General features: G+C 72.1%; 21 protein-coding genes. 10 read left to right on the top strand and 11 right to left on the bottom strand.

Annotated elements, in window-relative coordinates; genetic code table 11:
- Positions 1-14 precede the first annotated feature (14 nt).
- Positions 15-563 (top strand): TetR/AcrR family transcriptional regulator, encoded by a 549-nt coding sequence (locus ACWD0F_RS26405; protein WP_449879800.1) that lies wholly within the window; start codon positions 15-17, stop codon positions 561-563.
- Between the two features lie 37 nt (positions 564-600).
- Here ACWD0F_RS26405 and ACWD0F_RS26400 read toward each other — a convergent pair whose 3' ends face one another.
- From ACWD0F_RS26400 to ACWD0F_RS26390, 3 genes are read right to left on the bottom strand one after another with little or no spacing between them, the layout of a single operon-like run.
- Positions 601-2,886, bottom strand: a complete 2,286-nt coding sequence (locus tag ACWD0F_RS26400) for a xanthine dehydrogenase family protein molybdopterin-binding subunit (protein WP_449879798.1) — start codon at positions 2,884-2,886, stop codon at positions 601-603.
- The gene (locus ACWD0F_RS26395) at positions 2,883-3,875 is read right to left on the bottom strand and encodes an FAD binding domain-containing protein (protein ID WP_449879796.1); all 993 of its coding nucleotides are present in this window, start codon (positions 3,873-3,875) and stop codon (positions 2,883-2,885) included. Before ACWD0F_RS26395 ends, ACWD0F_RS26400 begins: the two co-directional genes overlap by 4 nt.
- Positions 3,872-4,366, bottom strand: a complete 495-nt coding sequence (locus tag ACWD0F_RS26390) for a (2Fe-2S)-binding protein (RefSeq protein ID WP_449879984.1) — start codon at positions 4,364-4,366, stop codon at positions 3,872-3,874. Before ACWD0F_RS26390 ends, ACWD0F_RS26395 begins: the two co-directional genes overlap by 4 nt.
- 125 nt (positions 4,367-4,491) lie before the next feature.
- Between ACWD0F_RS26390 and ACWD0F_RS26385 the strand changes: the two genes are divergently transcribed.
- Positions 4,492-5,235: a TetR family transcriptional regulator gene (locus ACWD0F_RS26385; RefSeq protein WP_449879794.1), complete on the top strand. Its 744-nt coding sequence runs from the start codon at positions 4,492-4,494 to the stop codon at positions 5,233-5,235.
- On the opposite strand, the gene ACWD0F_RS26380 is transcribed toward ACWD0F_RS26385, so the two are convergent.
- The 8 genes from ACWD0F_RS26380 to ACWD0F_RS26345 all read right to left on the bottom strand — a co-directional run bounded on the left by ACWD0F_RS26380 (position 5,213) and on the right by ACWD0F_RS26345 (position 17,874).
- Positions 5,213-6,091: a LysR family transcriptional regulator gene (locus tag ACWD0F_RS26380; RefSeq protein WP_449879792.1), complete on the bottom strand. Its 879-nt coding sequence runs from the start codon at positions 6,089-6,091 to the stop codon at positions 5,213-5,215. The genes ACWD0F_RS26385 and ACWD0F_RS26380 overlap by 23 nt on opposite strands.
- The gene (locus ACWD0F_RS26375; RefSeq protein ID WP_449879790.1) at positions 6,088-6,783 is read right to left on the bottom strand and encodes a CTP synthase C-terminal region-related (seleno)protein; all 696 of its coding nucleotides are present in this window, start codon (positions 6,781-6,783) and stop codon (positions 6,088-6,090) included. Before ACWD0F_RS26375 ends, ACWD0F_RS26380 begins: the two co-directional genes overlap by 4 nt.
- A 79-nt stretch (positions 6,784-6,862) precedes the next feature.
- Positions 6,863-8,935 carry a sensor histidine kinase gene (locus ACWD0F_RS26370; RefSeq protein WP_449879788.1) on the bottom strand — a complete coding sequence of 691 codons (2,073 nt, stop codon included), beginning with the start codon at positions 8,933-8,935 and terminating at the stop codon, positions 6,863-6,865.
- 153 nt (positions 8,936-9,088) lie between these two features.
- Positions 9,089-13,060: a galactose-binding domain-containing protein gene (locus ACWD0F_RS26365; RefSeq protein WP_449879786.1), complete on the bottom strand. Its 3,972-nt coding sequence runs from the start codon at positions 13,058-13,060 to the stop codon at positions 9,089-9,091.
- 36 nt (positions 13,061-13,096) lie between these two features.
- Positions 13,097-14,929, bottom strand: a complete 1,833-nt coding sequence (locus ACWD0F_RS26360) for a glycoside hydrolase family 127 protein (RefSeq protein WP_449879785.1) — start codon at positions 14,927-14,929, stop codon at positions 13,097-13,099.
- Positions 14,922-15,686 (bottom strand): carbohydrate ABC transporter permease, encoded by a 765-nt coding sequence (locus ACWD0F_RS26355; RefSeq protein WP_449879783.1) that lies wholly within the window; start codon positions 15,684-15,686, stop codon positions 14,922-14,924. The genes ACWD0F_RS26360 and ACWD0F_RS26355 overlap by 8 nt, the downstream gene beginning before the upstream one ends.
- Complete coding sequence (locus tag ACWD0F_RS26350; RefSeq protein WP_449879781.1) at positions 15,683-16,597, bottom strand: carbohydrate ABC transporter permease; 915 nt, start codon at positions 16,595-16,597, stop codon at positions 15,683-15,685. The genes ACWD0F_RS26355 and ACWD0F_RS26350 overlap by 4 nt, the downstream gene beginning before the upstream one ends.
- Positions 16,594-17,874: an ABC transporter substrate-binding protein gene (locus ACWD0F_RS26345; protein WP_449879779.1), complete on the bottom strand. Its 1,281-nt coding sequence runs from the start codon at positions 17,872-17,874 to the stop codon at positions 16,594-16,596. Before ACWD0F_RS26345 ends, ACWD0F_RS26350 begins: the two co-directional genes overlap by 4 nt.
- Positions 17,875-17,985: 111 nt before the next feature.
- Here ACWD0F_RS26345 and ACWD0F_RS26340 point away from each other — a divergent pair, with 111 nt between their 5' ends.
- From ACWD0F_RS26340 to ACWD0F_RS26305, 8 genes are all read left to right on the top strand, one after another.
- Entirely contained in the window at positions 17,986-18,999 is a 1,014-nt protein-coding gene (locus tag ACWD0F_RS26340; RefSeq protein ID WP_449879777.1) for a LacI family DNA-binding transcriptional regulator, read from the top strand.
- 80 nt (positions 19,000-19,079) lie between these two features.
- Entirely contained in the window at positions 19,080-19,349 is a 270-nt protein-coding gene (locus tag ACWD0F_RS26335; RefSeq protein ID WP_449879775.1) for a sulfurtransferase TusA family protein, read from the top strand.
- Positions 19,350-19,438: 89 nt separating this feature from the next.
- Complete coding sequence (locus ACWD0F_RS26330; RefSeq protein ID WP_449879773.1) at positions 19,439-20,455, top strand: LacI family DNA-binding transcriptional regulator; 1,017 nt, start codon at positions 19,439-19,441, stop codon at positions 20,453-20,455.
- Between the two features lie 390 nt (positions 20,456-20,845).
- Positions 20,846-21,163: a DUF3140 domain-containing protein gene (locus tag ACWD0F_RS26325; RefSeq protein WP_449879771.1), complete on the top strand. Its 318-nt coding sequence runs from the start codon at positions 20,846-20,848 to the stop codon at positions 21,161-21,163.
- Between the two features lie 4 nt (positions 21,164-21,167).
- Positions 21,168-21,518: a YybH family protein gene (locus ACWD0F_RS26320; protein ID WP_449879769.1), complete on the top strand. Its 351-nt coding sequence runs from the start codon at positions 21,168-21,170 to the stop codon at positions 21,516-21,518.
- Between the two features lie 37 nt (positions 21,519-21,555).
- Positions 21,556-21,768, top strand: coding sequence for a hypothetical protein (locus ACWD0F_RS26315; protein ID WP_449879767.1), 213 nt, complete (start codon positions 21,556-21,558; stop codon positions 21,766-21,768).
- A gap of 246 nt (positions 21,769-22,014) precedes the next feature.
- Entirely contained in the window at positions 22,015-22,752 is a 738-nt protein-coding gene (locus ACWD0F_RS26310) for a hypothetical protein (RefSeq protein ID WP_449879765.1), read from the top strand.
- A gap of 107 nt (positions 22,753-22,859) precedes the next feature.
- Positions 22,860-25,766: a BTAD domain-containing putative transcriptional regulator gene (locus tag ACWD0F_RS26305; protein WP_449879763.1), complete on the top strand. Its 2,907-nt coding sequence runs from the start codon at positions 22,860-22,862 to the stop codon at positions 25,764-25,766.
- Positions 25,767-26,229 lie beyond the last annotated feature (463 nt).

The following is a 26,229-nucleotide window of genomic DNA, read 5'->3' as shown; positions in this document are numbered from 1 at the left end:
CAAGCCGAGGTGCCATGGAACACGCGGACCGGCTCCTGACCGCCGCAGGAGAGCTCTTCTACCGGCGGGGTGTGCGGGCCGTGGGCATGGACGACGTCCGGGCCGCGTCCGGGGTGTCGCTCAAGCGGCTCTACCAGTGTTTCCCCTCCAAGGAGGCGCTGGTCGTGGCCTACCTGGAGCGGCGGGACGAGCGGTGGATGTCCTCGCTCACCGGCTACGTGGCCGCCCGGCAGGACAAGATCCCGGCCGTGTTCGACTGGCTGGAGCGGTGGTTCGGCGAGGACGACTTCCGCGGCTGCGGGTTCGTCAACGCCTACGGCGAGCTCGGCGCCACGTCGGAGGCCGTGCGGGAGGTGGTGCGGCGGCACAAGCGGCGGCTGCGCGACTTCCTCCGGGAGCTCGCGGCGGAGGCGGCGGACCCCGAGTCGCTGGCCGAACAGCTCCTCGTGCTGATCGACGGGGCCACCGTCACCGCCATGGTCAGCCCGCCGGGCACGGCTCCGGCGCGGGCGGCCAAACAGGCCGCCACGCTGCTGACGGAGGCGAGCCGCCGCTCACCGTGACGGTGAGCGGGCGCCCGGAGCGGCGATGAGCGAGCGCTCAGAGCGGGAGCAGCTTGTCGAGGGTGATGGGCAGGTCGAGGACGCGCCTGCCGGTGGCATGCCGTACGGCGTTCGCCACCGCGGCGGCCACCCCCGTGATGCCAACCTCCCCCACCCCGATCAGCCCCAGCGGCATGGTCGGGTCCGGCTCGTCCAGGTAGTGCACGTCGATGCGGGGAATGTCGGCGTGCACCGGCACGTGATAGTCGGCCAGGCTCGCGTTCACGATCCGCCCGGTGCGCTGATCGACCAGGGTCTCCTCCGACAGCGCCATGCCGATGCCCATCACGATGCCGCCGCGGAGCTGCCCGGCGGCCGTCTTCGCGTTGATCACCCGGCCCACGTCGAACACGCCCACCCAGCGCGACACGCGTACCTCACCGGTGTCCCGATCGACCCGCACCTCGCAGAACTGCGCCCCACTGGCCGCCTTCACCCAGCGCCTGCGGTCGCGGAGGGTCTTGGCCATGAACGCGAGCATGTTCGCCTTGACCACGGCCTCCACGTGGTCGCGGCCCGCCCTGGCCAGGATCGCCGCGTACGTCTCGCCGGCCCGGCCGTGGAAGAGCCCGCCGTCACGGGCCTCCAGGTCCGCCGGCCTGCGCCCGCGCAGCGGCGAGTCCGGCGCGCGCCGGGCCAGGGCGAGCACGGAGCCCTTCAGCTTGCGGCAGGCGGCCACGAGGCTCGCCGCCACGCTCGCGGTCTGCGCCGACCCGCCCGCCATCGGCCCCGGCGGCAGATCGGAGTCGCCGTACTCGAAGCGCACCGCCGCAAGCGGCACGCCCAGCTCGTCGGCGGCGATCTGGGCCTGCGCGGTCGCGGCGCCCATGCCCATCTCGTGCAGCCCGCAGCGCACCACGACCCCGCCGTCGGCGGACAACCGCACGGCGACGCTGGCCGGCATCACGAATGACGGGTGGTAGGCGCCGGCCACGCCCATCCCCACCAGCCAGCGCCCGTCCCGCATGGAGCCGGGCCGCGGATCGCGCTCGTGCCAGCCGAACCGCTCGGCCCCCTCCGCGTACGCCTCGCGCAACAGCCGGTGCGCGAACCGTTTGCCGTCCAGCGGGTTGCGCTCCGGCTCGTTGCGCATGCGCAGCTCGATCGGGTCCATGCCCAGCTCCCAGGCCAGCTCGTCGACCGCCGACTCCAGGGCGAAGGTGCCGATGGACTCGCCGGGGGCCCGCATGGAGGTGTTGGAGAGCAGGTCGAGCTGGACGAGGTTCTGGCGCAGGTGGATGTTCTGGGCGTCGTAGAGGTGCCCGGAGGCGGAGGTGATCTGCTCGGGGGCGCCGCCGATCCGGCCCGTCCTGGCCACGCTGGTGTGGATGAGCGCGGTCAGCCTGCCGTCGGTCTCCGCGCCCAGCGCGACCCGCTGCGTGCTCGCGGTCCGGCCGCCGACCGTGTGGTAGACGCCCTCCCTGGTGAGCGCGAGGCGTACGGGCCGGCCGGTCGCCCGCGCCGCCAGCACGGCGAGCAACGTGCCCGCCCAGACCATGATCTTGCCGCCGAACGCGCCGCCCACGTACGGGGCGAGCACCCGGATCGACGACTCCGGCACGCCGAACCGCTTGGCGAGATGCCGGCGCAACCACGTGACGGACTGCGTGCCCTCGTGCACGGTCAGCCGGTCGCCGTCCCACACGGCGGTCGTCGCGTGCGGCTCGATCGCGTTGTGATGGTGCGGCGGCGTGCTGAAACGCAGGTCCACCGAGACCGGCGCGGCCGCCAGCGCGGCCCGCGCGTCCCCCTTGTCGCCGCCGCCCGGCTGCAGCGCGTTGCCCTTCTGCGGGGTGGCGTTCGGCTCCTCGGCCGCGAAGTCCACCACGGCGGGCAACTCCTCGTACGTGAGCCGCACCAGGGACGCCGCGTACCGCGCGGCCTCCGGCGTCTCGGCGACCACGACCGCCATCGGCTGGCCGTTCCAGTGCACCTCGTCGGTGGCCAGGTAGTTCACCGACGTGGCCACGACGAGGGAGCTGAGGTCCAGCAGGCTCCTGCTGGGTGCGGGCTTCATCGGCGGGGCGTTCTCATGGGTGAGCACCTCGATGACGCCGGGCACGGCACGGGCCGCCGCGGTGTCGGCGGCGGTGACGCGGCCACGGGCGATCGGCGCGTGCACGAGCGCGGCGTGGGCGAGGCCGGGGTACTGGTGCTCGGCGGCGAACCGCGCCTCTCCGGTGGTCTTGGCGCGCCCGTCGAGCCGGTCGACGGGCCGGCCGACGTACTTGGCCGCGACGGCACTCTCGGTGGTGGTGGCCGTTTCGGCGTGGTCGGTGCTCATGACGCGTCCTCTCCCGTGCTCAGCTCGCGCAGCGTGGCCACGATCGTGGCGCGGGCCAGTCCGATCTTGAACGCGTTGCCCGGCCGTACGCTGGCCGGCGCCAGCTCGGCCTCGGCGGCCCGGCCGAACGCCTCCTCGGTCGCCGGCCCCCCGAGCAGGATCCGCTCAGCCTCCCGCGCCCGCCACGGCTTGGCCGCGACGCCGCCCAGGGCCAGGCGCACCTCCGCGACCGTCCCGTCCCGCACCTCCAGCGCCGCGGCCACGGAGACCAGGGCGAACGCGTACGAGGCCCGGTCGCGCACCTTGCGGTAGCGGGAGTGGGCCGCGACCGGCGCGGGCGGCAACTCGACCGCCGTGATCAGCTCGTCGGCGGCCAGCGCGGTCTCGATCTGCGGCGTGTCGCCCGGCAGCAGGTGGAAGTCCGCCAGCGGGATCCGCCGCGTCCCGCGCACGCTCCGCGCCTCGACGACGGCGTCCAGGGCGGCCAGCGCCACGCACATGTCGGAGGGGTTCGCGGCGATGCAGCTCGCGCTCACGCCCAGGACGGCGTGCGAGCGGGTGAACCCGTCGATCGCGTCGCAACCGTCGCCGGGCTCGCGCTTGTTGCAGGCCGCGGCCTGGTCGTAGAAGTAGCGGCAGCGGGTGCGCTGCAGCAGGTTGCCGCCGACCGTCGCCATGTTGCGGAGCTGGGCCGAGGCGCCGGCGAGGACGGCCTGCGACAACACCGGGTAGCGGGCGCGGACGCGCCGGTCGGCGGCCAGGGCGCTGTTGCGCACCAGCGCGCCGACGCGCAGCCCGCCGCCGGGCAGCTCGTCGACCTCGTCGAGCGGCAGCCCGGTGACGTCGATGACGGTGTCCGGCCGCTCGACGCCCTCACGCATCAGGTCGACCAGGTTGGTGCCGCCGCCGAGGAACTTCGCGCCGGGCTCGGCGACCGCCTGGACGGCCGCCGCGACGTCGGCGGGCTTCACGTACGCGAACGGCCTCATGACGCCCCCTGCCCGGCCACGTCCTTGATCGCGTCGACGATGCCGTTGTAGGCGCCGCAGCGGCACAGGTTGCCGCTCATCCGCTCCCTGATCTCGTCGTCGCTCAGTTCGGTGTCCGCGCCGGGGCTCGTCACGGCGCTGGGCATGCCCGCGGCGTGCTCACGCAGCATGGCGATCGCCGAGCAGAGCTGGCCCGAGGTGCAGTAGCCGCACTGGAAGCCGTCGTGGCGGACGAACGCCTCCTGCAGGGGGTGCGTGCCGCCGTCCTTGGCGATGCCCTCGACCGTGGTGATCTCCTTGCCGGCGTACTGCACGGCCAGGGCCAGGCACGCGTTGATCCGCACGCCGTCCGCGAGGACCGTGCACGCGCCACAGGCGCCCTGGTCGCAGCCCTTCTTCGAGCCGGTGAGGCCGAGACGGTCGCGCAGGGCGTCGAGCAGGCTGACCCACGGCTCGACGTCGAGGGACTCGTCGGCGCCGTTCACCCGCATCCGTATCTCTGTCACGTGCTTCCTTTCACCCGCCGGATCCCGATGCACTCCGTGAAGCTAACAGAACGGTGTACTCTTAACAAGAGAACGGTGTTCTTTAAGCTTGACCGTATGCTGACACCGACATGACGAGGTCCGCATTTCTCCGGGCCAGACGGCCGGAGCACAAGCAGCAGCGGCGCGAGGCGATCCTCACCGCCGCGCGCGAGCTCGCCCTCTCCTCCGGCGTGCGCAACGTCAGCCTGGGCGCGGTCGCGGAGGCCGTCGGGCTGGCCAAGTCCAACATCATGCGCTATTTCGGCAGCCGCGAGGAGATCTACCTGGAGCTCGCCGGCGAGGAGTGGGCGGGCTGGGCGGAGGCGGTCGTCACCCGGCTCCACGACACCGCCCAGCAGGACGGTGTCGCCCGGAAGGGTGACCTCTCCCGCGAAAGCTCCCGGAAGGGCGACCCCTCCGAGGCGGCGGGCCGCGTCGGAGGGGTGGTGGCGGCGCTGACGGAGACCATCGCCGACCGGCCGCTGCTCTGCGACCTGATCAGCCACTCCGCCACCAGCCTTGAGCACAACGTGTCGGTCCCGGCGGCCCGCGCGTACAAACGGGCGGCGCACAGTGTGGTCGCCGAGCTGGGCGCGGCGGTCGGCCCCGCGTGCGGCCTGACGGAGAGCGAGGGCGCGGAGCTGGTCTCCGCCGCCGTCACCGTCGCCGGCATCCTCTATCCCATCTCCAACCCCCCGCCGACGATCGTCGAGCTCTACGCCCAGGACCCCGACCTCGCCGCCTCCTGCCCGCAGTTCCTGCCCACGATGACGCGCATGCTCCAGGCCCTCGCGATCGGCCTGCCGGCGCTCAGGCAGGCCGATCGCGAGTGAGAGCGCCGCCGGGGAGCGCCAGCTCGGCGAACGCGGTGGCGGCGGGCAGCGGGTCGGCGGGCAGGGCCAGCAGGACGGTGCGCTCCGCCGCAGGCCGAAGCGGGATCGCGGCGACGCCCGCGAGGTGCGCGGGCAGCGACAACTCGGGCATGATGCTCACGCCGAGCCCTTCGGCCACCATGGCCAGGATGCTGCCCGTGTCGCGGACGCGGTAATGGCAGCGAAGGCGCACGCCGGCCGCCCCCGCGAGCGCCGTGATCAACGGCTCGCAGCCGCCCGTGGACATGATGAACGGATGCCGGGCCAGCTCGGTGACCGGCACCGCGGCCTCGACGCTCAGATCGTGGCCGCTGGGCAGCACGGCCAGCAGGCGGTCGCGGGCGAGCGGCGCCGTCACCAGACCGGGCGCGGCGGAGCTCACGGTGCCGACATCGGCGGCGCCGGTCTGGAGCCATTCGACGACCTCCTGATCGGAGCCCTCGATCACGGTGAGCCGCACGCGGGGATGCGCCGCACCGTAGGCCCGCAGGATCCCCGGCAGCAGCCGCGCGTTGGCGCTGGGGATGACGCCGACGCGCAGGCTGCCGCCGTCCTGCCCGCGCGCCGCGGCCGCCTCCTGCTCCAGGGCTTCGAGCTGGGTGAGGATGAGGTTCGCGCGGTGGCAGACGGCCCGTCCCGCGGCGGTCAGGCTCACCCCGTGGTTGCCCCGGACGAACAGCGTGACGCCGAGCTCGCCCTCCAGGCTGCGCAGGGCGTGGCTGACGGCGGACTGCGTGGTGTTCAGCTCCTGCGCGGCGCGCGTCATGTTGCCCATGCGCGCCACCGCCCGCAGGATCCTGAGCTGCGTGAACGTCAAAGCGCCGCGCGCAGCAGACCGGTCACGAGCGGGTGCGGCGAGCCCGGCCGCGACCGCACCTGCGGCACGAAGAGCGTGGCCAGGTAGAACGGGTGCGCGGGCAGCTCCAGCACCCGGGCCGCGCCGTCGCCGTCGACGCCCGTCACGAGCAGGCCGCCGTCGTGCAGGGTGCGCTGGTGGGCCGGATCGATGCCGAAGTTGCAGTAGTAGCGCTCCTCCGCCTCCGTGCCGCCGTACAGGCTCGCCACCCTGGAGCCCGGGGTGAAGGTGACGGGCATGGTCTGGCCCGCGAGCGAGCACGCCAGCTCGGAGACGAACAGGGTCGAGGCGTAGGGGTCGTACTCGGCGTGCTGCGCGTCCTCGAACCCGAGCGCGTGGCGGGCGTACTCGATCACCATGTGCTGGCAGCCGCCGCACGTTCCCAGGGTGGGGACACCCTGCTCGCGGCCGTGCCGGAGCGCGGCGAGCGCGCCGCGCATGCTCCGGTACGGGCTCCCGGGCGCGCACCACAACACGTCGGCCGCGCGCACGCCGGACAGGTCGGACACGAGCGGCTCGGTCGCCAGCCAGCGCACCCGCACCTCGACGCCCAGGTGCGCGGCGGCGTGGCCGAGCGCGTCCTCAGTGGCCACATGGGGGGCGAATGTCTTGTCGTAGTCACCGATCACAGCGACCGTCAAAGCTCGGCTCATGGCCCCCACTATGCGCAGCCCCGGGCCTGCGCGCCAATGCCGGACCACGCGCCCGGCATGAGCGAACGCTCATGCCGGGTCACCGGGCCGATGGTGACGGGCTGACCTCCGGGGCGTCCAGGCGGGGCGCGGCCGGGAGCGGCAGCATGACCTCCACCTTGGTGCCCGTTCCTGGCTCGCCGCTGACCACGCAGATGCCGCCCAGCTCCGCCGCCCGCTCGCGCATCGAGCCGAGGCCCACGCCGGCGCGGTGGCGTTCGGGCAGGCCCACACCGTCGTCGGCGATCAGCACGCGCAACACGGAGTGCTCCCGCTGCAGGACGATGCCGGCGGAGGAGGCGCGGGCGTGCCGCCGGACGTTGGTCAGCGCCTCCTGGACGATCCGGTAGACCGCCACCTCGACGGCGGCCGGCAGGTCGGCCAGGACGCCCTCCACCGCCACCTCGACCCGGGTGTCCGGCGACGACTGCCCGGCCAGGTCGCGCACGGCCTTGGCCAGGCCCAGGTCGTCGAGGGCGGGCGGGCGCAGGCCGTACACGAGCTCGCGGATGTCCGAGGTGACCGCGCTCATGCCGGCGTGCAGCTCCCGCAGCAGCTCGTCGGCCGCGTCCGGGGAGTTCTTCAGGCTGAGGCGGGCCATGTTGATGGTCATCGCCATCCCCGACAGGGTCTGGCCGAGCCCGTCGTGCAGGTCGCGGCGCAGGCGGCGGCGCTCCTCCTCCCTGGTGGTCAGGATGCGCTCGCGCGAGCGCTGCAGGTCCGCGGCCATCCGTACGGCGTGCGCCACGTCGGCGGCGTACGGCGTGAGCGTGGCCAGCACCCGCTCGTTGTGCGCGGCGGGGAAGCGGCGCGGCCCCGGCGGCCCGACGAGCAGGCGGCCGACGCGTTCGCCGTGCCAGACCAGCGGCACCTCGCGCGGATGGTCGCCCACCCGGCCGCTCTCGACGTAGCGGGGCTCGCCGTCGGCCACCTCGACGGCCACGCCCTCGACCGCCAGCCCGTCGCGCAGCACGCTCACCACCGAGGTCAGCGCCTTGGCCGGATCGCCGCGGCGGACCGCCTGCGTCAGGCGCTCGGCCAGCACGCCGGGGTCGCCGACGGCGCCGTACAGGAGCCGGTCCACGGCCCGCTGCAGGAGCCGCCGCAGGGGCTGGAAGAACACGCCCGCGAACAGCGCGGCGGCGATCCCGGCGACCTCGTCGTAGCCGGCGACCAGCACGCTGGACAGCGTGCCCGCGCCGAAGTAGACGGCGCTGACCACGACCACCAGCCCGGCCGCCACGAAGGCGCGGCTGATCACCGTGTCGATCCCGTAGAGCCGGTAGCGCATCACCGCGAACGCGATCGCGAACGGGATGGCCGCGGCCCAGGCGACGGCCAGCCACAGGGCCTCCGGCACGAACACGGTCGCGACCAGGAACACGATGTAGCCGGAGAAGGCGAACAGCGGCCAGCCGATCTGCCGCCGGCCGACCGGGTCGGCGCGGCGCAGCCGCAGCGCCAGCGAGAGCGCCGCCAGCGCCATCGCGGTGTAGATGCCGACCCAGCTCGCCACCCCGATCAGCTCGGCGTACGGCTCCAGCGCCGGGATCTGCAGCGGGTTGGGAATGATCCGCGGGTACGGGTAGCCCGCGGCGGGCGGCGGCATCCGCGTCACCGTGCGCACGAACTGGAGCAGGAGGGAGCCGACGCCCAGCGCCAGGACGAGCCGCCAGCGCCGGGAGGGCAGGCGGCCGTCCGGGGAGTACAGCGGCAGCACCATCGTCAGCGCCACGCCGCAGACCACCCAGCCGAGCTGGATCGGCACCCGCATGAGGCTCGCGGTGACGACGTCGCCGTCGGCGGCGAAGCGGAACATCAGCGAGTGCGCGAAGTCGCTCAGCCCGGCGCCGAAGCCGCCCGCGCACATCAGCCAGGCCAGGTTCTGCCTCGGGCGGTGGAACAGCAGGAAGGCGCCGACGGCGGGGAAGGTCAGCGCGACCGCCGACTGCGGGGTCACCGTCCTGGACGGCGTCCACTCCGGGGGCAGCCCGGCCCAGACGATCAACGCGGCCACGCCGAGGACCGGCGACGCCACCGCCAGGACGACCGAGCAGATCCGCGCGAACGTCACCTTTCCGACTGCTCCGGTGAGCTTGGCGAATCCAGCCATGGTGCCCTGCGCCCCCCGATCTCCGGCACGCCATCCGTCGAACAGGATTATGACGCCTTACCGGGATGTGTCGGGATGGATGCCGGCAGCTTTTCCAGGCCGTTACCGCCGAGTCCTGTCCTGACCCGGGTGCGGGCCAGGACAGGACGGGCGCTATTCGACGGTGACCGTGGCCTCGGCGGCGACGGTCGTGCCCGGCACCTGCCCGCGCACCGTGAACGTGCCCGGCTGGGCGTACCGGTCAGGACCGATCGCCTCCCAGGTGACGGCCACCGAGCCGTCCCTGGACCCGTCGTTGTACGTCGCCACCACGGTCCCCGGCAACACGGGCGCCACCCCGGCCCTGGTGGTGACCGCCTCCCCGGCGATCGAGGTGATGGTCACCGCCGACGTCGTCCTGACGTACACGCTCGCCTGGACGGTCCCGCGCACACCCTCGGCGAGCCCGGCGACGGTGAAGCTGGTGCCGCCGGTCCTGACCTGGTCGGCCGTCACCTGCTGCCAGGTGACGGCGGCCCGGCCGCGCCCGCCGTCGGCGTACCGGGTCTCCACGGTGGCGGGCAGCGCGGGCAGCGTGCCGGCCAGGGTGGGGACGTGCACGGGACGCACCGAGTCCGGCGGCACCGCGTACGCCTTCCACTCCAGCAGCCCCACCGACGCCCCGCCGGATTCGAGCTGGACCCGGAGCTTCGAGGTCGTGACGGTGTCGAAGGAGACGGTGTTGTAGGCGTCGGCCGCGGCCGGATAGGAGGCGGCACCGGTGACGTCCTCGAACGAGTCGCCGTCCCACTGCTGGATCTTCCACGAGGCGGGGACGCGCACGCCGCCGCCGTCGTCGAAGAAGTACACGTCGGCCTTGTTCACCCGCACGGGAGCCGGCCAGTCGAGCTGGACCCACTGCGTGCCCTGCTGCGGCCAGGTGCCCCAGCGCGGGTTGGCGCCGTCGTTGGAGCGCGGCGGGTCGATGCCGTCGTTGACCGCGCTCACCTTCTCCCACGGCGAGGTGTAGGAGGCGGTGGGCGTGGCGTAGGGGGCCACGTTCGCCTGCTCGCCCTGGGCCGCGGCGGTGACGGTCACGGTCGCGGCGGTGCTCTTCTGCCCGTCGTCCGCGGTCAGCTTCAGCGTGTACGCGCCCGGCTCAGAGAACGCGATCACCGTCGTCGTCCCGGCCGGCTCGGTGAAGAACGCCTCACCGGGGCCGTCCACCTTGGACCACTGCGTGGTGAGCGTCCCCGACGGCAGCCCGTCGTCCTTGACCACGGCCTCCACCCGGGCCTGTCCGGGCCGGCCGAACGCCGGGTCGGGCACGGCCAGCACGTACGGCGCCCGGTTGGCCACCGGCGGCGGCTTCGCCCCGGTCGCGTACGCCTGCACCTCCTTCAGCCCCGTCGCGTGGCCTGGCCGGTGGGTGACGAGCACGCGCAGCTTGCCGGCCGTGATGGCGGGGAAGGCGACCTCGTTGAGGTTCGCCCGGGGGTAGACCGGCGTCCTGGCCTGCTTCGGCACGTCCTTCCAGGTGCCGCCGTCGAGCCGCTGCACCGTGTAGAAGGCCGGCTCGCTGTAGCCGCCCGCCTTGCGGTCGTTGACGAAGTACAGCTTGAGCCGGTCCACCTTGCGGGCCGCGCCGAGATCGACCTCCAGCCAGTCCTGAGCCTGGCCCGAGCCCGCGCTGCCCCAGTACGGCTCGTTGATGGTGAACCCGTCGGCCGCGCCCGCCGCGTCGCCGTGCGAGGCGGTGACGGACTCGACCAGGTCGGGCCGGGATGAGCGCAGGTCCACGCCGGCCTTCTGGAACAGATCCTCGACCCGGTCGCCGGTCAGCTCGACCTCGGCAGGCGCCTTCATCGCGGCCTTCTCGGCGTGCAGCACCGTGCCGCCCTCGACCCGGCCCGTCCGGGGATCCCAGACGGCGTGCGCGAGCCCCGCCAGCGTGACCTTGCGCTTGCCGTCGACGAGGATCGAGTAGCCCTCGGGCACGCCGGCGTAGTGCCGGGTCCCGTCGCCCGGCTTGTCCCAGACGATGGTGAGGTCGTCGCCCCGGTAGTCGACGCCGTTGACGGTGAAGTGGTCCCAGCCGATGTCCACCGGCCAGAGCTCGACCTTGCCGTCCGAGCGCGGGCGCAGGCCCATCGCGTCCTCGATCACCGTCCAGTTGCTGCTGCCCAGGATCGTGTGGTGGATCCAGGAGCGGTAGCCGATGCTCTTGGTCGCCGGGTTCCAGTCGGCCCAGAACTCGTTGGCGTCGGGGTAGCGGGTGTCGCCGCCGACGAACTGCGACCAGGCGTTCCAGTACAGGAGCTGCTTGTACTGGGCGGCGGTGACGTACGGCGAGGCGTAGTCGCGCAGCGCCTTGGAGAACAGCGCGAAGTTCCGGGTGGAGTTGATCTGCGAGAAGTTGTTGGAGCCGGGCTGGCCGGCCGCCGCGGCCTCCGCCTTGTCCTTCTGGTTGGCGGTATAGGCCGGGAAGATCGGATATTCAGCGGGGTCGGCCCACAAGCGGAGCGCCTCCCGATATTTCGGGTCGTCCGTCGGCACCAGTCCCGTCGCGTACGGGATGTAGTTGTTCGACTCCTTCCACGGGATCAGGTTGCCCGTCTGCAGGTCGCGGTGCTTGAACAGCTTGGCCTGCTCGTCCCAGAGCAGGGTCAGGATGCCGCTCTTCACCTTCTCCGCCACGCCGCGCAGCTCGGCGGCCTTGGCCGCGTCGCCCGACAACTCGTACGCCTGCGCCGCCGCCATCGCGTTGGCGTAGACGTAGGCGCCTTCGAGCCGCTCGTTGGCCCGGTCGTAGTAGTGGAACGACACCGCGTCGGCGTCGTTGCCGGTCATCGCCTCCCAGTCGTACTCGATGACGCCGTTGTCGTTGGAGTCGTAGGCGTCGAGTTGCCCGTGGACGTCCTTCTCGGCGTAGCGCGCGAGGTTGCGCAGGATCTGCGGCTGCCCGCCGTGGATCTGGTAGCTCTCCAGGGCGGCGGCCGAGATGTACTGGGTGTAGCTGTTCGACCAGTTCTCCGGGTCGCCCGGGTTATCCGTATATTTCGAGTTACGCGAGACCTCGCCCGCCGACACCCACGGCCCGTACGAGTAGATCGGGTCGCGCAGATACTTCAGGTCCTGCACGAACATCGGCACGGTCAGCACGATCGCGTTGTTGTAGCCCAGCGCCCCCTCCACCGACGTCGGGAACTGGAAGTCGTTGCCCGGGATGTCGGCGTCGAGGAAGTTGAAGCGCATGAGCCACCAGCGGTAGTACACGAACTTCTTGATGTTCTCGTCGGGCACGTCGATGTAGGGCAGGTTCTCCGCCCACCAGGCGTTGTAGTCCTGGAGCTGGCGCCGCAGCGCCTGCTCGGGCGAACGCCCCTGGTAGCCGTCGTACTCCGCCCGCGATCCGGCCAGCTCCTCGGTGACGAACCCCATCTGCACCTTGGCCCGCACGGTCTTGCCCGGCTCGACCGTCACCGAGCCTTTGAGCGCGCCGTCCGCGGCCTTCAGCCCGTCGCCGCTGAGTCTCGGGAAGATCGTGGTCAGCTTGTTCTTCGCCGCCATCACCCCGGTCAGCTCACGGTCGCCGGCGGCCGTCCTGGCGTAGGGCGAGGTCACCGTGATGGGCACCGACCGCGCCGCCGCCCCCGTGTTGGTGATCTCCAGCGTCGTCACGGCCACGTTCTCGTGGGTGATGAACTTCTTCACCCCGACCGCCAGCCCGTCCCCGGCGTACTGGCCGGTCCAGTGGCTGGGCATCTGCAGCCGCTTCGGCACGTCCTCGGTCAGGCCGGTCCCGAGCGAGATCGCGTAGGCGTCCCGGTTGTCGACACTCTCCCAGTACGCCACGTACCCGCCGAACCCGATGACCGACGGATCGTGCTCCTTCATGAACAGCGCCCGCCCGCGCGACATCAGCCACGTGCCCGCCGGGTCGGCACCCGGCCGGGCGAGCATGCGGTCGATCCAGTACGAGTCGCCGCCCTTCTCCCGCTTGTAGATCTCCGCCATCATCCGGCGCGGCTGGTAGCCCACGGGCTCGGCGGGCACGGGATCGGCGCCGGTGAACACCGGCAGGCCGAGGTCGTCCTGCGCGGCGTGCGAGGGTGCGGCCGCCAAGGACGTTGTGAGCGCTAACACCGCCAAATACACCAACGATCTCCGCACGTGCCTCTCCTAGATCGGTAGCCAGACGCGCATGGTGGCGGGACCCCGGTTGCCCCACCGGTGGTAAGGAATGAGCCGCAACCGCAGATCCGTGTCCGCCGCGTGGCCGTTCGCCCCGGACGAGTACGGCCAGCCGCCCCCCTCCTCCGGGCCGAGCGACGCCGCCACCTCCAGCTCCACCACGCCGTCCACGTCGTGCTCCACCGGCGGCTCGACCCGCGCGGTCAGATCGCCGAGCGCCGGCTCGTCGGCCACCGCCTCCGCGCAGTAGACCAGCGGCCCCCGCTCCACCGCCGCGCTCCCCCGCAGCGCGTCGATCCGCCGGTCGGGGAACGTCCACCGCGGCGCCATCGGCAACTCCAGCCGGATCTCGTCGCCGGCCCGCCACGGCCCGTCGACGTGGGCGTACCCGGGGCCGACCGGCCGGATGACCGGGCCGTCGGGCAGCGGCGTCTGCGGCGAGGACGCCGGGACGTGCGCGAGCGTCGCGTCGGCGGCCCAGGCGGGCACCCGCAGCCCGATCCGTCCCTCCCCGTCGGCCAGCACCCGCACGCTCACCGAGCCCGTCCACGGATAACCGGTCTCCACCCGCACCGCCAGCCCGCCGTGCCTGATCTCACCCGGCGTGTAGTGGTGGATCCTGATCCCGTCCGGGGTGGCGGCCGCGACGTAGGCGGGCAGCGAGGCCAGCGTCCTGGCGATGTTGTTGGGGCAGCACGACACGTCGAACCAGGGCGAGCGCAGCCCGCCCTCGGCGGCGTGGTTCACGCCGTCGAGCGGCACCGCGGGCACCCGCACGCGCAGCGGGTTGGCATAGAAGAACGACCGCCCGTCCAGCGCCGTGGCCGTGGCCAGCACGTTGTAGAGCGTGCGCTCGGCCACGTCGGCGTAGCGCACGTCGCCGGTGGCCAGCAGCAGCCGGTGCGCCAGCATGATCGAGGCGATGCCCGCGCACGTCTCGGAGTAGGCGCGGTCCGGCGGCAGCTCGTAGTCCTCGCCGTACGACTCGTCGGCGTGCCGCGACCCCATGCCGCCGGTCAGGTGCGTGCGCCGGGCGATCGTCCGCTCCCACTGCGACTCGACCGCCTTCAGCAGCTCCTGGTCGCCGGTCTCGACGGCCACGTCCACCACGCCGCAGGCCAGGTAGAGGGCGCGCACGGCGTGGCCGCGGAGCACCTGCGCCTGCCGTACGGGCACGTCGTCCTGGAAGTAGCCGCGGCCGAAGTGGATCTCGCCGAGCGCGGGCAGGCCGCGCCGGTCGACGAAGCGGCGGGCCATCTCCAGGTAACGCTCGGTGCCGGTGGCGCGGTAGAGCTCGACGAGGGCCGTCTCGATCACCGGGTGCCCGCACGTCCGCGTGCCTTCCATGAACCGGCGGCACACGTGGTCGGCGGCCCGCACCGCGACCTCGGTGAGCGCGTCCGCGCCGTGCATGCGCAGCCGGGCGACCCCGGCCTGGATGAGGTGGCCGTAGCAGTAGAGCTCGTGACCCCACTCGAAGTCGGTGTAGCGGCTGCCGGCCCAGCGGGTGTTGAGGTAGCCGTCGCCCTCCTGGGCCTGCGCCACGATGCCGGCCAGCTCGGGCAGGCCGGGATGATCCGCCCAGGCCATGGCCTCCAGCAGCTTGTAGATCTCCGAGTCGCTGAACTCCCGGCCCCGGCGCGGGCGCTCGCCCCTGAAGTTGCCGATCCAGCCTTCGCGTTCTTCCCATTCCCGGCAGTGCGCGATCGTGATCTCGCGGTTCAGCGCGACCCGGTCGCCCCAGAAACCGGGTGACAGCCGTACGGCGTCGAGGCCGAGAGGGGACAGGACGCCCGATGAGGGCAGGACAGGATTAGCCACGCAGAGCTCCCGACATGAATCCGCGCACGTAGTGGCGCTGCAGCACGATGAACAGGATCAGGCAGGGGATGGCCATGACCATGACGCCCGCCTGGAGCATGCCGTAGTCGACCGCGCCCATCGTGCGCGACGTCATGCTGACCACGGCCACCGGCAGGGTGAACGACGCGCCGTCGTTGAGCAGGATGAGCGGCGCGAAGAAGTCGTTCCACGAGGCGAGGAACGCGAACAGGCCCACCGTGACCAGCGCCGGCCGCACGGCCCGCAACAGGATCCTGGAGAAGGCCTTGAACGTGCCGCACCCGTCCACCAGCGCGGCCTCCTCCAGCTCGCGCGGCACCGCCTCGAACGCGTTGCGCATCATGAACAACGCGAAGGGAAGCTGGAACATCACGAACACCAGCGAGAGCCCGACCAGGGAGTTCTGCAGGCCGATGTAGCCGAGCAGGACATAGAGCGGGATCAGGATCGTCGCGTACGGCACCATGAGGATCGCCAGCGTGGCCAGGAACAACAGGTTCTTGCCCGGGAAGTCGAAGCGGGCGAAGCCGTAGCCGCCGAGCGCCGAGACGATCAGTGTGCCCGCCACGGTCATCCCCGACACCAGCACGCTGTTCGTCGCGTACGTGCCGAGCCCCTCGCCGAAGGCGGCCATCTCCAGGTAGTTGCCCGGCTCCTCCAGCGAGGCGTACCCGCTCCAGACCAGCGGGAACAGGAAGAGCACCGCCAGCGCGGAGAGCGTCAGATACCGGCTCATCGCAACCTCCGCATCATCACCGTGTTGAGCCCGACGAGGGCCACGAGCAGGACGACCGAGAGCGCCGCCGCGCCGCCGAGGTCGAAGCGGAAGAACGCGTCGCGGTAGACCACCATGACCATCGAGACCGTGCTGTTGTCCGGGCCGCCGTTGGTGAAGACGAAGAACTGGTCGAAGGCCAGCAGCGAGCCGGTGACGCTGAGGATCAGCATGAGCGCCAGGGTCGGGCGCAGCAGCGGCAGCGTGACCCGGGTGAGGATCTGCCAGCGGTTCGCGCCGTCGGTCCTGGCGGCCTCGTAGACCTCGGTCGGGATCGCCTGCAGGCCGGTCAGCAGGATGAGCATGTTGAACCCGGCGAAGCGCCAGAGCACCAGCGTGATCGTGGAGAACAGCGCCATGTTCGGCGTGCCGATCCACTTGACCGGCTCGCTCGTGATGCCGAGCGTCTGGAGCATGGGGTCGATGGGGCCGAAGTCGTTGTTCAGCATCCCGTAGAACAGCAGCCCGGCGGCGGCGAACCCGACCGCGCCCGGCAGGAAGAACGCGGTCCTGAAGAAGGTGATGCCCGGCTTGCGCTCCTGGACGAGCAGCGCCAGGCCGAGTGCCACGCCCGACAGCAGCACGGTGGTGATGGCCGTGTACTTGAGCGTGAAGAGGATCGCGTCGACGAAGAGCGGGTTGTCGGCGATCTTGAGGTAGTTGGCGGGGGCGTTCAGGGTGGCCGGGCCGAGCAGGGGCCAGCGGTTGAGCGACATCCAGACGACCAGCACGAGGGGCGCCAGGAACAACACGCCCACGATGACGGCCGTCGGCGCCGCGTACAGCCAGCCCTGAACCTTCCTGCTCCGCCACCGGGCGGGCGGCGCGGTGTGCGCCGGCCGCCGCCCGGATCGGGTGATCGTCAAAGTCATTGTTGCAGCGACTTCGTGATCTCGGCGTTGAGCTGGGGAACCTTCGCGGCGTCGCCGAACACGGCCTCGCGGGCCAGCCGCAACCACGGGCCCTGCGGGTCGTTGAAGGTCTGGCCGAAGCGCAGCGCGTACGGCGTCTGGCCCTTGGCCACCAGCGAGTTGATCATGACTACGCGCGGGTCCTCGGCGGAGTACTTGTTGCTGGCCAGGTCGGTGCGGGCGAGCACGTCCTTGTTCTTGGCCATGACCTCGACCTGGGCCTCGTCGCCGACCGTCCAGGACAGGAACTCCCAGGCCGCGTCCGCGTTCTTGGTCGTGGCGGAGACGCCGATGGAGTCGCCGCCGACGAACGTCGACTCGCCGCCGTCGGGGCCGGCGATCGGGGTGACGCCGATCTTCATGTCCGCGGGCATGGTGCCGAGCGTGGTGGAGGGCATCGGCATGACGCCGATCTCACCCTTGGGGAAGAAGCCGGTCCAGGTCGGGCCCTGCTCCTCCTTGGCGGTCGGGCCGGTGGCCTTCTTGGCGTACAGGTCGTGCCAGATCGCGAACACGTCCTTCATCGCCGGCTGGTCGTTGAGGGAGGTGGTGCCCTCGGCGTTCATGACCTGGCCCCCGGAGGCCCAGACCGACGGCCAGAACGTGAAGACGTAGCAACCGCCGCAGTTGCCGCCGAAGAACGTGCCGTGGACCTTGCCGTCCTTGCCGAGCTTCTCCTGGATCGTGGTGGCCTGCTGGGCGAACTCCTTCAGCGTCTTCGGCCCCTTCTCGGGGTCGAGGCCGGCCTTGGTGTAGAGGTCCTTGTTCCAGAACCAGACGGACAGGTCGAGGGTGTGCGGCAGCGTGTACTGACGGCCGTCGAGCGTGCCGAGCTTCATGTGCGACGGCGCGAGCCCGTCCTTGTACGGCAGCGCCGCGATCCGGTCGGTCACGTCCAGGAACAGGCCCTGTGAGGTGTAGTTCGGGACGAAGATGACGTCGGCCGCGAAGACGTCGGGGAGCTGCTTGGCGCCGGCCGCGGCGGCGATGCGCGGCTGATAGTTGTCGGTCGGAATGACGGTGAGCTTGACCTGGTTCTTGTGACTGCTGTTGTAGGCCTTGACCAGCCGCTCGCTCTGCGTCTGGGTGGCCGCGCGGGTCCACATGGTGATCGTCACGGGACCGTCCGCCGGCTGCGTGCTCCCACCACCACCGCCGCCGCCGCCGCTGCTGCCGCAGGCCGCCGCTGTGAGCGTTAACACACCGAGGAGGGAGATCCCGGCCAGCCTTCGTCTCATGGTCTACTCCTGGACTTAAAGGTTTTCGGAAACGTAGAAGAAACATGAGCCCATGTCAATGGGTGCTAGGGTGCTAGACAGTTCTCAGATGACCGAAAAGGGTTTCGAAGTATGGCGAGTAAGCGGGCGACCATCAACGATGTGGCCTCGCTGGCGGGGGTTTCGATCGCCACGGCGTCCAAGGCCATCAACGGGCGCCAGGATGTGCGGGCGACGACGCGCGAGCGCGTGCTCGCCGCCGCGGCGGAGCTCTCCTTCCAGCCCAACGCCCTGGCCAGGGGGCTGCTGTCCGGGCAGACCCGCACGGTCGGGCTGCTGACCTCCGACAGCGCCGGCCGGTTCGGCATCCCGGTGCTGCTCGGCGCGGAGGACGCGTTCGGCGCGGGCGAGATGGCCGTGCTGCTCTGCGACGCGCGCGGCGACGCGATCAGGGAGCAGCACCACCTGCGGGCGTTGTTGTCACGCCGGGTGGACGGGCTCATCGTGGTGGGCGAGAGCACGAACCCGCGCCCGTCGGTGAGCGACGACCTGCAGGTCCCCGTCGTCTACGCCTACGGCCCCTCCGAGGACCCCTCGGACGTGTCGTTCGTCCCCGACGACGTCGGCGCGGCCGCCATGGCCGTCAACCACCTGCTCGCCATGGGCCGCCGCCGGATCGCGCACGTCACGGGGCCGATGCACTACAAGGCCGCCCGCGACCGCGAGGAGGGCCTGCTGGCCGCGCTCGCCGAGGCGGGCCTGCCGCAGGCCGGCCAGACGCTGTCCGGCGCGTGGTCACAGCGGTGGGGACGGCACGCGGCGGAGATGTTGCTGATGTCGGAGCCGGAGATCGACGCGGTGTTCTGCGGCAGCGACCAGATAGCGGCCGGGTTCGTGGAGACGGCCAGGGAACGCGGGCGGCGGGTGCCGGACGACATCGCGGTGATCGGCTACGACAACTGGGAGGTGCTGTCCACCGAGACCCGGCCGGCGCTGACCACCGTGGACATGAACCTGGAGCTGCTCGGCCGGACGGCGGCGCAGCACCTGTTCGCGGCCATCGACGGCAAGGCCACGCCCGGCGTGCACAAGATGCCGTGCCAGCTCGTGATCAGAGACTCGACCTCACCGCCCGGCGTCTCGTGATCAAGGACTCCACCTCGCCGCCCGGCGTCTCGTGATCACCCGGCGTCTCGGGACGCCGGGCGTCATGATTGTCTGTACGCATGCCTGATCTGGTCGTGGACGGCGGCGACAAGTTGTGCGTCCAGTTGCTCATCGAGCTGCGCCGCCACGTGCGCGCGGCCGGCCCCGGCGCGGTGATCCACCTGATCGCCGCCGATCCCGCCGCCCCCGTTGACCTGCCGGCCTGGTGCCACCTGACCGGGCACTCCTACCTCGGGCCGGTGGCTGGGGCGGAGCGGCCCACGTACGCGCTGCGCGTCGCCGCCGGATCCCAGGAGACGCAGGACGCGCGGCCCTGGCACGCGACTTAAACGGTTAACGCTCTTACCGCACGGCGACGCCGCCGCGCGGCACCGGTGTCCTACAGTATGGAGGGTTATCCGGTTCAGAGAGGGAGTTCGTGAAGCGACCGACGATCGCCGACATCGCCAGCCTGGCAGGAGTGTCCAAGGTGGCGGTCTCCTACGCGCTCAACGGGCAGCCCGGGGTGTCGGAGGCGACGCGGGCCAAAATCGTCGCCATCGCCGACGAGCTCGGCTGGCGCCCCAACAGCGCCGCGCGGGCGCTCAACGGCGCCCGGGCCAACTGCGTCGGCCTCGCGCTCTGCCGGCCCGCGCGCATCCTGGGCGTCGAGCCGTTCTTCATGGAGCTGATCAGCGGCATCGAGGGCGTGCTCGCGAACCGCTCGTACGCGCTGCTCCTCCAGGTCGTCACCAGCCACCAGCAGGAGAGCGAGGTCTACCGGCACTGGTGGGGCGAGAGCCGCATCGACGGCGTGTTCCTCGTCGACCTGCACTACTCCGACGCCCGGGTGGCCGAGCTGGAGCGGCTCGGCATGCCCGCCGTCGTCATCGGGCACCCCTCCGAGGCCGGCTCGTTGTCGGCCATCTGGTCCGACGACGGCGAGGCCGTCCGCGAGACCGTCGGCTACCTGGTGGCCCTCGGCCATCGCCGCGTCGCCCGGGTGGCCGGGCTGCCCGAGCTGGTCCACACGACCGTGCGCGACCAGGCGTTCGCCGCCGCCTGCGCGGGTGTCGCCGAGCACGTCATCGTGCACACCGACTACACCGGCGAAGAGGGCGCGCGGGCCACCCGGCGGCTGCTCAGCTCGCCCGACCGGCCCACGGCGATCGTCTATGACAACGACATCATGGCCGTGGCGGGGCTGTCCGTGGCCCAGGAGATGCGGGTGGACGTGCCGCGTGACCTGTCGATCGTGGCGTGGGACGACTCGCCGCTCGCGCAGGTCGTCCGGCCGCCGCTCACCGCGCTGACCCGGGACATCCCGGCCTATGGGGCGCACGCGGCGCAGCGGCTGCTGGCGTTGATCGCCGGCGAGAGCGTGCCCCCTTACCAGGACCGGGCCGCCGTCCTCACCCCGCGCGGCAGCACCGGCCCATCCCACCTCGACTCGTAGCCGTTTCCGGCAGGTGCAGCGGGTGAGGGCGGGCGGCTGGCAGACCGCCCGTTCCGACCCGCGGCACCTGCCGTCCCCTCCTTCGCGGCACGTCCGCTCAGAGCCGCCCCTGCGTCCCCACGCCGGGACGACTCCACCCTGACGGAGTGAGAGCAGGGGCCCCTGAATACCTCCGAACATCAACAAAAGCGAAATCTTCCGCGAACGGTGAAGCCCGGCGGCTTCCGCGCAGCTCAGGGCCCAGCTCGGCTTGGCTCAGAGCGCGGTTCAGAGCGCGGTTCAGAACGCCACGAGGGCGCCGCGAAGGCGCCGCAGCGCGGCATGAGCGGGTGGGGCGGGGGTTGGCGGGCCAGGTGCGTAACGTCGGAGCCCACGGGTAGGCGGCCGGTTATGACTGAGGAAGTTGACATCGGCAGGTTGTGGGAGGACTTCCACCGGGGCGTCAACATGACCTCCGAGGAGCTCCGGGCGTACCTGCTCGCGGCGGCCTCCGACGAGGAGGGTTTCCCGCCCGACCCCGACCTGGGCATCGACGAGCTGGGGCGGGCGGTGCTGCACGTTCTGAACAAGCGCAAGACGGATCTCACCAAGACGGACATCGAGGTGATGCAGCAGGTCGTGGAGCTGGTGGAGACGCTCGACAGCAGGACGGACGACGACTCGCGGCGTGCCCTGCTGACCGTGGGACACGATCCGCTGAGAGGATGAGCTCATGGTCGAGCCACGGCCCTGGATCGAGGGATACGTACGCGCCTGGAACTCCAATGATCCCGACGACATCGCCGCCCTGTTCACCGAGAACGCCGTCTACTACACCGAGCCCTACAGCTCACCGTGGCAGGGACGCGACGAGATCGTGTCGCAGTGGCTGGGCCGGCAGGACAAACCGGGTGAGGCGACGTTCGAGTGGCATCCGGTGAGCGTGACGGACGACGTGAGCGTTATCCAAGGAGTTACTACATATCCGGACAAAACGTACAGCAACCTCTGGGTGGTCCGCTTTGAGCCCGACGGGCGATGCCAGGAATTCACCGAATGGTGGATGAGACACGACGTCAAATGATGCAATGGGCCGAGCCGTCTTCATCCGAGGAGATCCGTTGAGAGACAACCTCGACCTCGCCGCGAGCGCCCAGCAGTTGGCCGACGCCGCCCCGACGGGATCGATCGACCGTGCCGCCGCCTCGTCCGTGGCCATCACCCTGGCCACGACGCGCGACATCACCCATGCCAGGAACACGCTGGACGGCCTCTCTCCCGAGGAGGTACGCCAGGCGGCGCTCGCGCTGTTCGACCGGTTGTCCACCGGCTGACCGGCCGCCGGCACAGAGCCCTGGCCGGCGCGGCACGGCCACGGCATCGACCGGCGCTCCCAGCTCGTTCTCCTCGACCGGCAAGGCATCCCGCCAAGCCGGCCTTCGTCATGCGCACGCGGAGGTCGCGCACCGGGCCGTCCTGCCGAGGGACGTCGCGCGGGAGGCGTGGCGCGGGAGGCGTTGCGCGGGAGGCGTTGCGCGGGAGGCGTTGCGCGGGGGGACGGAGGCGAAGAGGCTGGAGGCATGCCAGCCGTCGACACGCTGGACGGCCTCATGCGGGCCGTCGCCGAGTTCGGTACGGACGACTACGAGCTGCCCTTCGAGCCGGAGGCGCTCGACCGGGCCAGGCGCTCGGTCGAGGAGTCGGGGCTGGTGCTCCTCGGCGAGATGCACGGCGTCAGGGAGAACCCGCTGGTCATCGGGGCTCTCATGCGGCTGCTCGGGCTGACCTGCCTGGCCCTGGAATGGCCGGAGGACCTGAAACCGCAACTCGACGCGTACCTGTCCGACGGGGCCGCGCTCGACCACCCGCTGTGGTGGCTGGGCGACGGGCGCGTCACGGCGGGGCACCTGGCGGTGCTCGGGGCGTTCGAGGAGCTGACGGTCACGTTGTTCGACGGGGGGATGTTCACCGGCGACTGGTCGCAGCGCGACGCCTTGATGGCGGAGCGGGTGCTGGCGGCGCGCGCCGAGCCCGCGCTGGTCGTGGCCGGCAACGCCCACACGCCCACCTCGCCCAGCGATCTGGGGCTGCCGATGGGCGCGTGCCTGGCCAGCGCCCGGCCGGCGGTGACCGAGGTGCGGATCGACTACGGCACGGGGAGCTTCTACAACATGGAGCCACGGCATCTCCGCGGCTATTGCGCGGCGGCGGGGCTGCGGCTGGCGGAGAGCGGGCCGGTCGTGGGGCTGCCGGAGTTCGGCGAAGCGACGGTGCCGCACCTGCCGATCGATGTGCTGCGCCGGCGCCTCGACGGCTGACACGACGGGGGCGGGCCGGGCACGAGGGCGGGGTCAGGCCGGGGCGGGGTCGGGCTGGCACGGGGGCGGGCCGGGACGCGTACTGTGGACCCGGCGCTGGAGGGTGGATGCGGGTCGGGATCTTGGGGCCGCTACAGGTGGCGGGGAGCGATGTCGGCGGTGCCCGGGTACGGGCCCTGCTCATCCGGCTGGCGCTCGACCCGGGCCGCGTGGTCACCGCCGACCGGCTGATCGACGACCTGTGGCCGGACGAGACGCCCGCCCATCCGGCGGCGGCGTTGCAGTCGCTGGTCTCCCGGGCCCGCCGGGAGGCTCCAGGAGTGATTTCCTCCCATCCCGCCGGCTACCTGCTGGACGTGCCGCCCGGCGAGGTGGACGCGTGGGCGTTCGAGCGGCTGGCCCGGACGGGTGAGACCCGCAGGGCGCTGGAGTTGTGGCGCGGCGCGGCCCTGGCGGACGCGGCCGAGCTGCCCTTCGCCACCGCTCCCGCCGCCCGGCTGGAGGAGCTGCGGCTGACCGTGCTCGCCACCAGGATCGCCGCCGACCTGACCATCGCCGGCGGCCATCTGACCACCGGCGTCGTGGCCGAGCTGGAGGGCCTGGTCGCCGCGCATCCGTTGCGGGAGCCGTTCCACGCCCTGCTCATGCGCGCGCTGGTCGCGAGCGGGCGGCGCGCGGAGGCGCTGACCGTCTTCGAGCGGATCAGGGCGGCCCTGGAGACGGAGCTGGGCGTAGACCCGGGCCCCGAGTTGCGGGATGCCCACCTGGCGGCGCTCCGGGACGCGGAGCCCGCCCCGAAGAGCAACCTGCCCGCCAGGCTCACGACGTTCGTGGGCCGGTCGGAGGACGTCGCCAGGCTGAGCGGCCTGCTGGACACCTCGGGAGCCAGGCCGGGCACCTCAGGAGCCAGGCCAAGCACCTCAGGAGCCAGGCTGGTCACGCTCGTCGGTCCCGGCGGCGCGGGGAAGACGCGGCTGGCCATCGAGGTGGCCGCGGGTCTCGACGTGCCGGACGGCGTCTGGCTGGTCGAGCTGGCCGCCGCCACGGAGGTCCGGGCGGCGGTGGAGGCCGTGCTCAAGGCCACCGACCTGGTCGCCGCGCTCCGGGGCACCGCCCCGCTGATCGTGCTGGACAACTGCGAGCACGTGGTCGAGGAGGCCGCCAGGGTGGCCCAGTGGCTCCTGTCGGAGGTGGCGGGCCTGCGGATCCTCGCGACCAGCAGGGAGCCGCTCGACATCCCCGGTGAGAGCCTGCACCCCGTGCTCCCGCTGCCGGTCGGCCCGGCGGCCGAGCTGTTCAGGGACCGGGCCACGGCCGCCAGGCCCGACCTCGACGTCAGCCGGGCCGACGCGGCGCGCATCTGCCAGGAGCTGGACGGCATCCCGCTGGCCATCGAGCTGGCCGCCGCGCGCCTGCGGACGATGCCGGTGTCCGTGCTCGTCGAGCAGCTCGGCGACCGCCTCGCCTTCCGCGGCGGGCGCACCTCCGAGCCGCGCCACCGCACCCTGCGCGCCGTCATCGACTGGAGCTGGAACCTGCTGTCCGAACGCGAGCGCGACCTGCTGCGCGGCCTGACGGTCTTCTCCGGCGGCGCCACGTACGACGCGATCTCCCGCATCTGCGGCGGCGACCCCGGCCTGCTCTCCTCGCTGGTGGACAAGTCGCTCATCGCGGTCTCCGGCGACCGCTACACGATGCTGGAGACCATCAGGCAGTACGCCGCCGCCGACCTCCCGGAGCTGCGCCAGGCCCACGCCCGCTACTACACCGAGCTGGCCGAGGCGGCGGAGCCGTACCTGCGGACCGGCGCGCAGCTCACGTGGCTGGCGATGCTGGACGCCGAGCAGGGCAACCTGGACGCGGCGCTGCGGCACTCCGACGATCCGCTGCGGTGCGTCCTGCCGCGGTTCTGGCCGTGGATCATGCGGGGCCGGCGGCGTGAGCTGAGCGAGCAGGCCGCGTCGGTGCTGCGCCGGGTCGGCGACGTGCCTCCGCCGGGCCGGGAGCTGGCGCACGGGCTCTGCCAGGTGCTGTCCGTGGGCACGGTGGCCGAGGTGGTCCTCGGGTCCGACCATCCGGCCGCACTGAACTCCTGGGCGCTGGGCAGCGTGGCCGGCCCGCCCGCCGACGTCGTGAGCCTCACCGAGCGGGCCGCCGAACGGCTGCGCGCACATCCCGACCTCTGGACCAGATCGGCGGCGCTGCTGGTCGCGGGCATCGTCCGGTTCGAGTACGGCACCGTGGCCGGGGCCGAGGAGCTGCTGGAGCCGGCGCTGGCCGGGTTCCACGAGACCGGCGACCGGTGGGGGCGGTGGGCGTCCCTCTACTGGCTCTCGCTGGTCGCCGAGAACCGTGGCGACTTCGCCGCCGCCGTCGCCCTGGCCGAAGCGCCGGAGCGCCTCGCGGCCGAGCTGTCGGGGCTCGACGCCTCTCTCGGGCCGATGACGTTCCTGCTGCGGGCCGGGCAGCTCAAGGGCCGGGCCGGCGACCTCGAAGGGGCCGCCGCCACGCTGCGGCAGGCCGGGGAGGCCGCGGCGCGGACGCAGGACCAGGAGCTGGCCGCCCGGGTCATGCACGCCAAGGCGGAGCTGGCCAGGCGGGCCGGCGACCCGGAGGCGGCCGCGCGGCTGCTCGAAGCCGCCCTGGCCATGGACGTCGACACGAGCCTCCAGTTCAGGGCGTTCATGAACGTCGAGCTGGCCCGGGTGAGCACCGAGCCGGGCAAGCCGCTGCGCACGGCCCTGGAGCTGATGGACGGCTGCTCCGACCGGACCGCGCGGGCGACCGTGCTCGAAGGCGTGGCAGGGCACCTCGATCCGGTGCGGGCGGCCGAGTTGCTCGGCGCCGCGCGGGCGCTGCGCGGGATCACCGGGTCCGCCGATCCCTACGTCAACGAGCTGGAACGGCGCTGCCTGGCCGCGCTGGGCGCCGACGGCTATCGCGCGGCGTCGGACAGGGGTGCGGCGCTGCCGAACCCGGAGAGGTACGCGCTGGGCCCGCTCGCGGCCCTCTGACAGCCGATGGAGGCCCGGAAGTGGCCGCGATCTTTACCGCGCGCCGCGGCTGGAGGCCCGGAAGTGGCCGCGATCTTTACCGCGCGCTGCGGCTGGAGGTCCGGAAGTAGCCGCGATCTTTACCACGCGCCGCGGCTGGAGGTCCGAAAGTGGCCGCGCGCTGCGGCGGCCTCCGCAGAATACGGCGGGCGAGTTCGGCGGCACGCGTCAGTCCGGTCGATCCGGCACCTACGATGAGAGTGTGTGTCACATCAGCAACGATGCCTGGACACGCTGCCAGATCTCTGTCACGGGCTCTACCGGGACAAGGCGGACTTCCGGTTTCACCGGAGATACGCCAGGGTTAGGGCAACTTGCACCGCGAGGTAAGGAGACCTGTGGCCAGTCCTGGCAGCACCGAAGTTCGGGGCAGTGATTTCGCCCGACTAGCCCGAAGGATCTCAGACGCCGGCCTCCTGGACCG

This window comes from Nonomuraea sp. NPDC002799 (genome assembly GCF_053592075.1).
The sequence above is the reverse complement of the archived record's forward strand: the minus strand, read 5'-3'. Positions and strand labels throughout refer to the sequence as shown.

Bases quoted from the DNA above. Each gene is read 5' to 3' on its own strand.
- ACWD0F_RS26405 (WP_449879800.1), top strand. From the start codon at position 15: ATGGAACACGCGGACCGGCTCCTGACCGCCGCAGGAGAGCTCTTCTAC.
- ACWD0F_RS26400 (WP_449879798.1), bottom strand. From the start codon at position 2,886: ATGAGCACCGACCACGCCGAAACGGCCACCACCACCGAGAGTGCCGTC.
- ACWD0F_RS26395 (WP_449879796.1), bottom strand. From the start codon at position 3,875: ATGAGGCCGTTCGCGTACGTGAAGCCCGCCGACGTCGCGGCGGCCGTC.
- ACWD0F_RS26390 (WP_449879984.1), bottom strand. From the start codon at position 4,366: ATGCGGGTGAACGGCGCCGACGAGTCCCTCGACGTCGAGCCGTGGGTC.
- ACWD0F_RS26385 (WP_449879794.1), top strand. From the start codon at position 4,492: ATGACGAGGTCCGCATTTCTCCGGGCCAGACGGCCGGAGCACAAGCAG.
- ACWD0F_RS26375 (WP_449879790.1), bottom strand. From the start codon at position 6,783: ATGAGCCGAGCTTTGACGGTCGCTGTGATCGGTGACTACGACAAGACA.
- ACWD0F_RS26370 (WP_449879788.1), bottom strand. From the start codon at position 8,935: ATGGCTGGATTCGCCAAGCTCACCGGAGCAGTCGGAAAGGTGACGTTC.
- ACWD0F_RS26355 (WP_449879783.1), bottom strand. From the start codon at position 15,686: ATGAGCCGGTATCTGACGCTCTCCGCGCTGGCGGTGCTCTTCCTGTTC.
- ACWD0F_RS26350 (WP_449879781.1), bottom strand. From the start codon at position 16,597: ATGACTTTGACGATCACCCGATCCGGGCGGCGGCCGGCGCACACCGCG.
- ACWD0F_RS26345 (WP_449879779.1), bottom strand. From the start codon at position 17,874: ATGAGACGAAGGCTGGCCGGGATCTCCCTCCTCGGTGTGTTAACGCTC.
- ACWD0F_RS26340 (WP_449879777.1), top strand. From the start codon at position 17,986: ATGGCGAGTAAGCGGGCGACCATCAACGATGTGGCCTCGCTGGCGGGG.
- ACWD0F_RS26335 (WP_449879775.1), top strand. From the start codon at position 19,080: ATGCCTGATCTGGTCGTGGACGGCGGCGACAAGTTGTGCGTCCAGTTG.
- ACWD0F_RS26325 (WP_449879771.1), top strand. From the start codon at position 20,846: ATGACTGAGGAAGTTGACATCGGCAGGTTGTGGGAGGACTTCCACCGG.
- ACWD0F_RS26320 (WP_449879769.1), top strand. From the start codon at position 21,168: ATGGTCGAGCCACGGCCCTGGATCGAGGGATACGTACGCGCCTGGAAC.
- ACWD0F_RS26310 (WP_449879765.1), top strand. From the start codon at position 22,015: ATGCCAGCCGTCGACACGCTGGACGGCCTCATGCGGGCCGTCGCCGAG.
- ACWD0F_RS26305 (WP_449879763.1), top strand. From the start codon at position 22,860: ATGCGGGTCGGGATCTTGGGGCCGCTACAGGTGGCGGGGAGCGATGTC.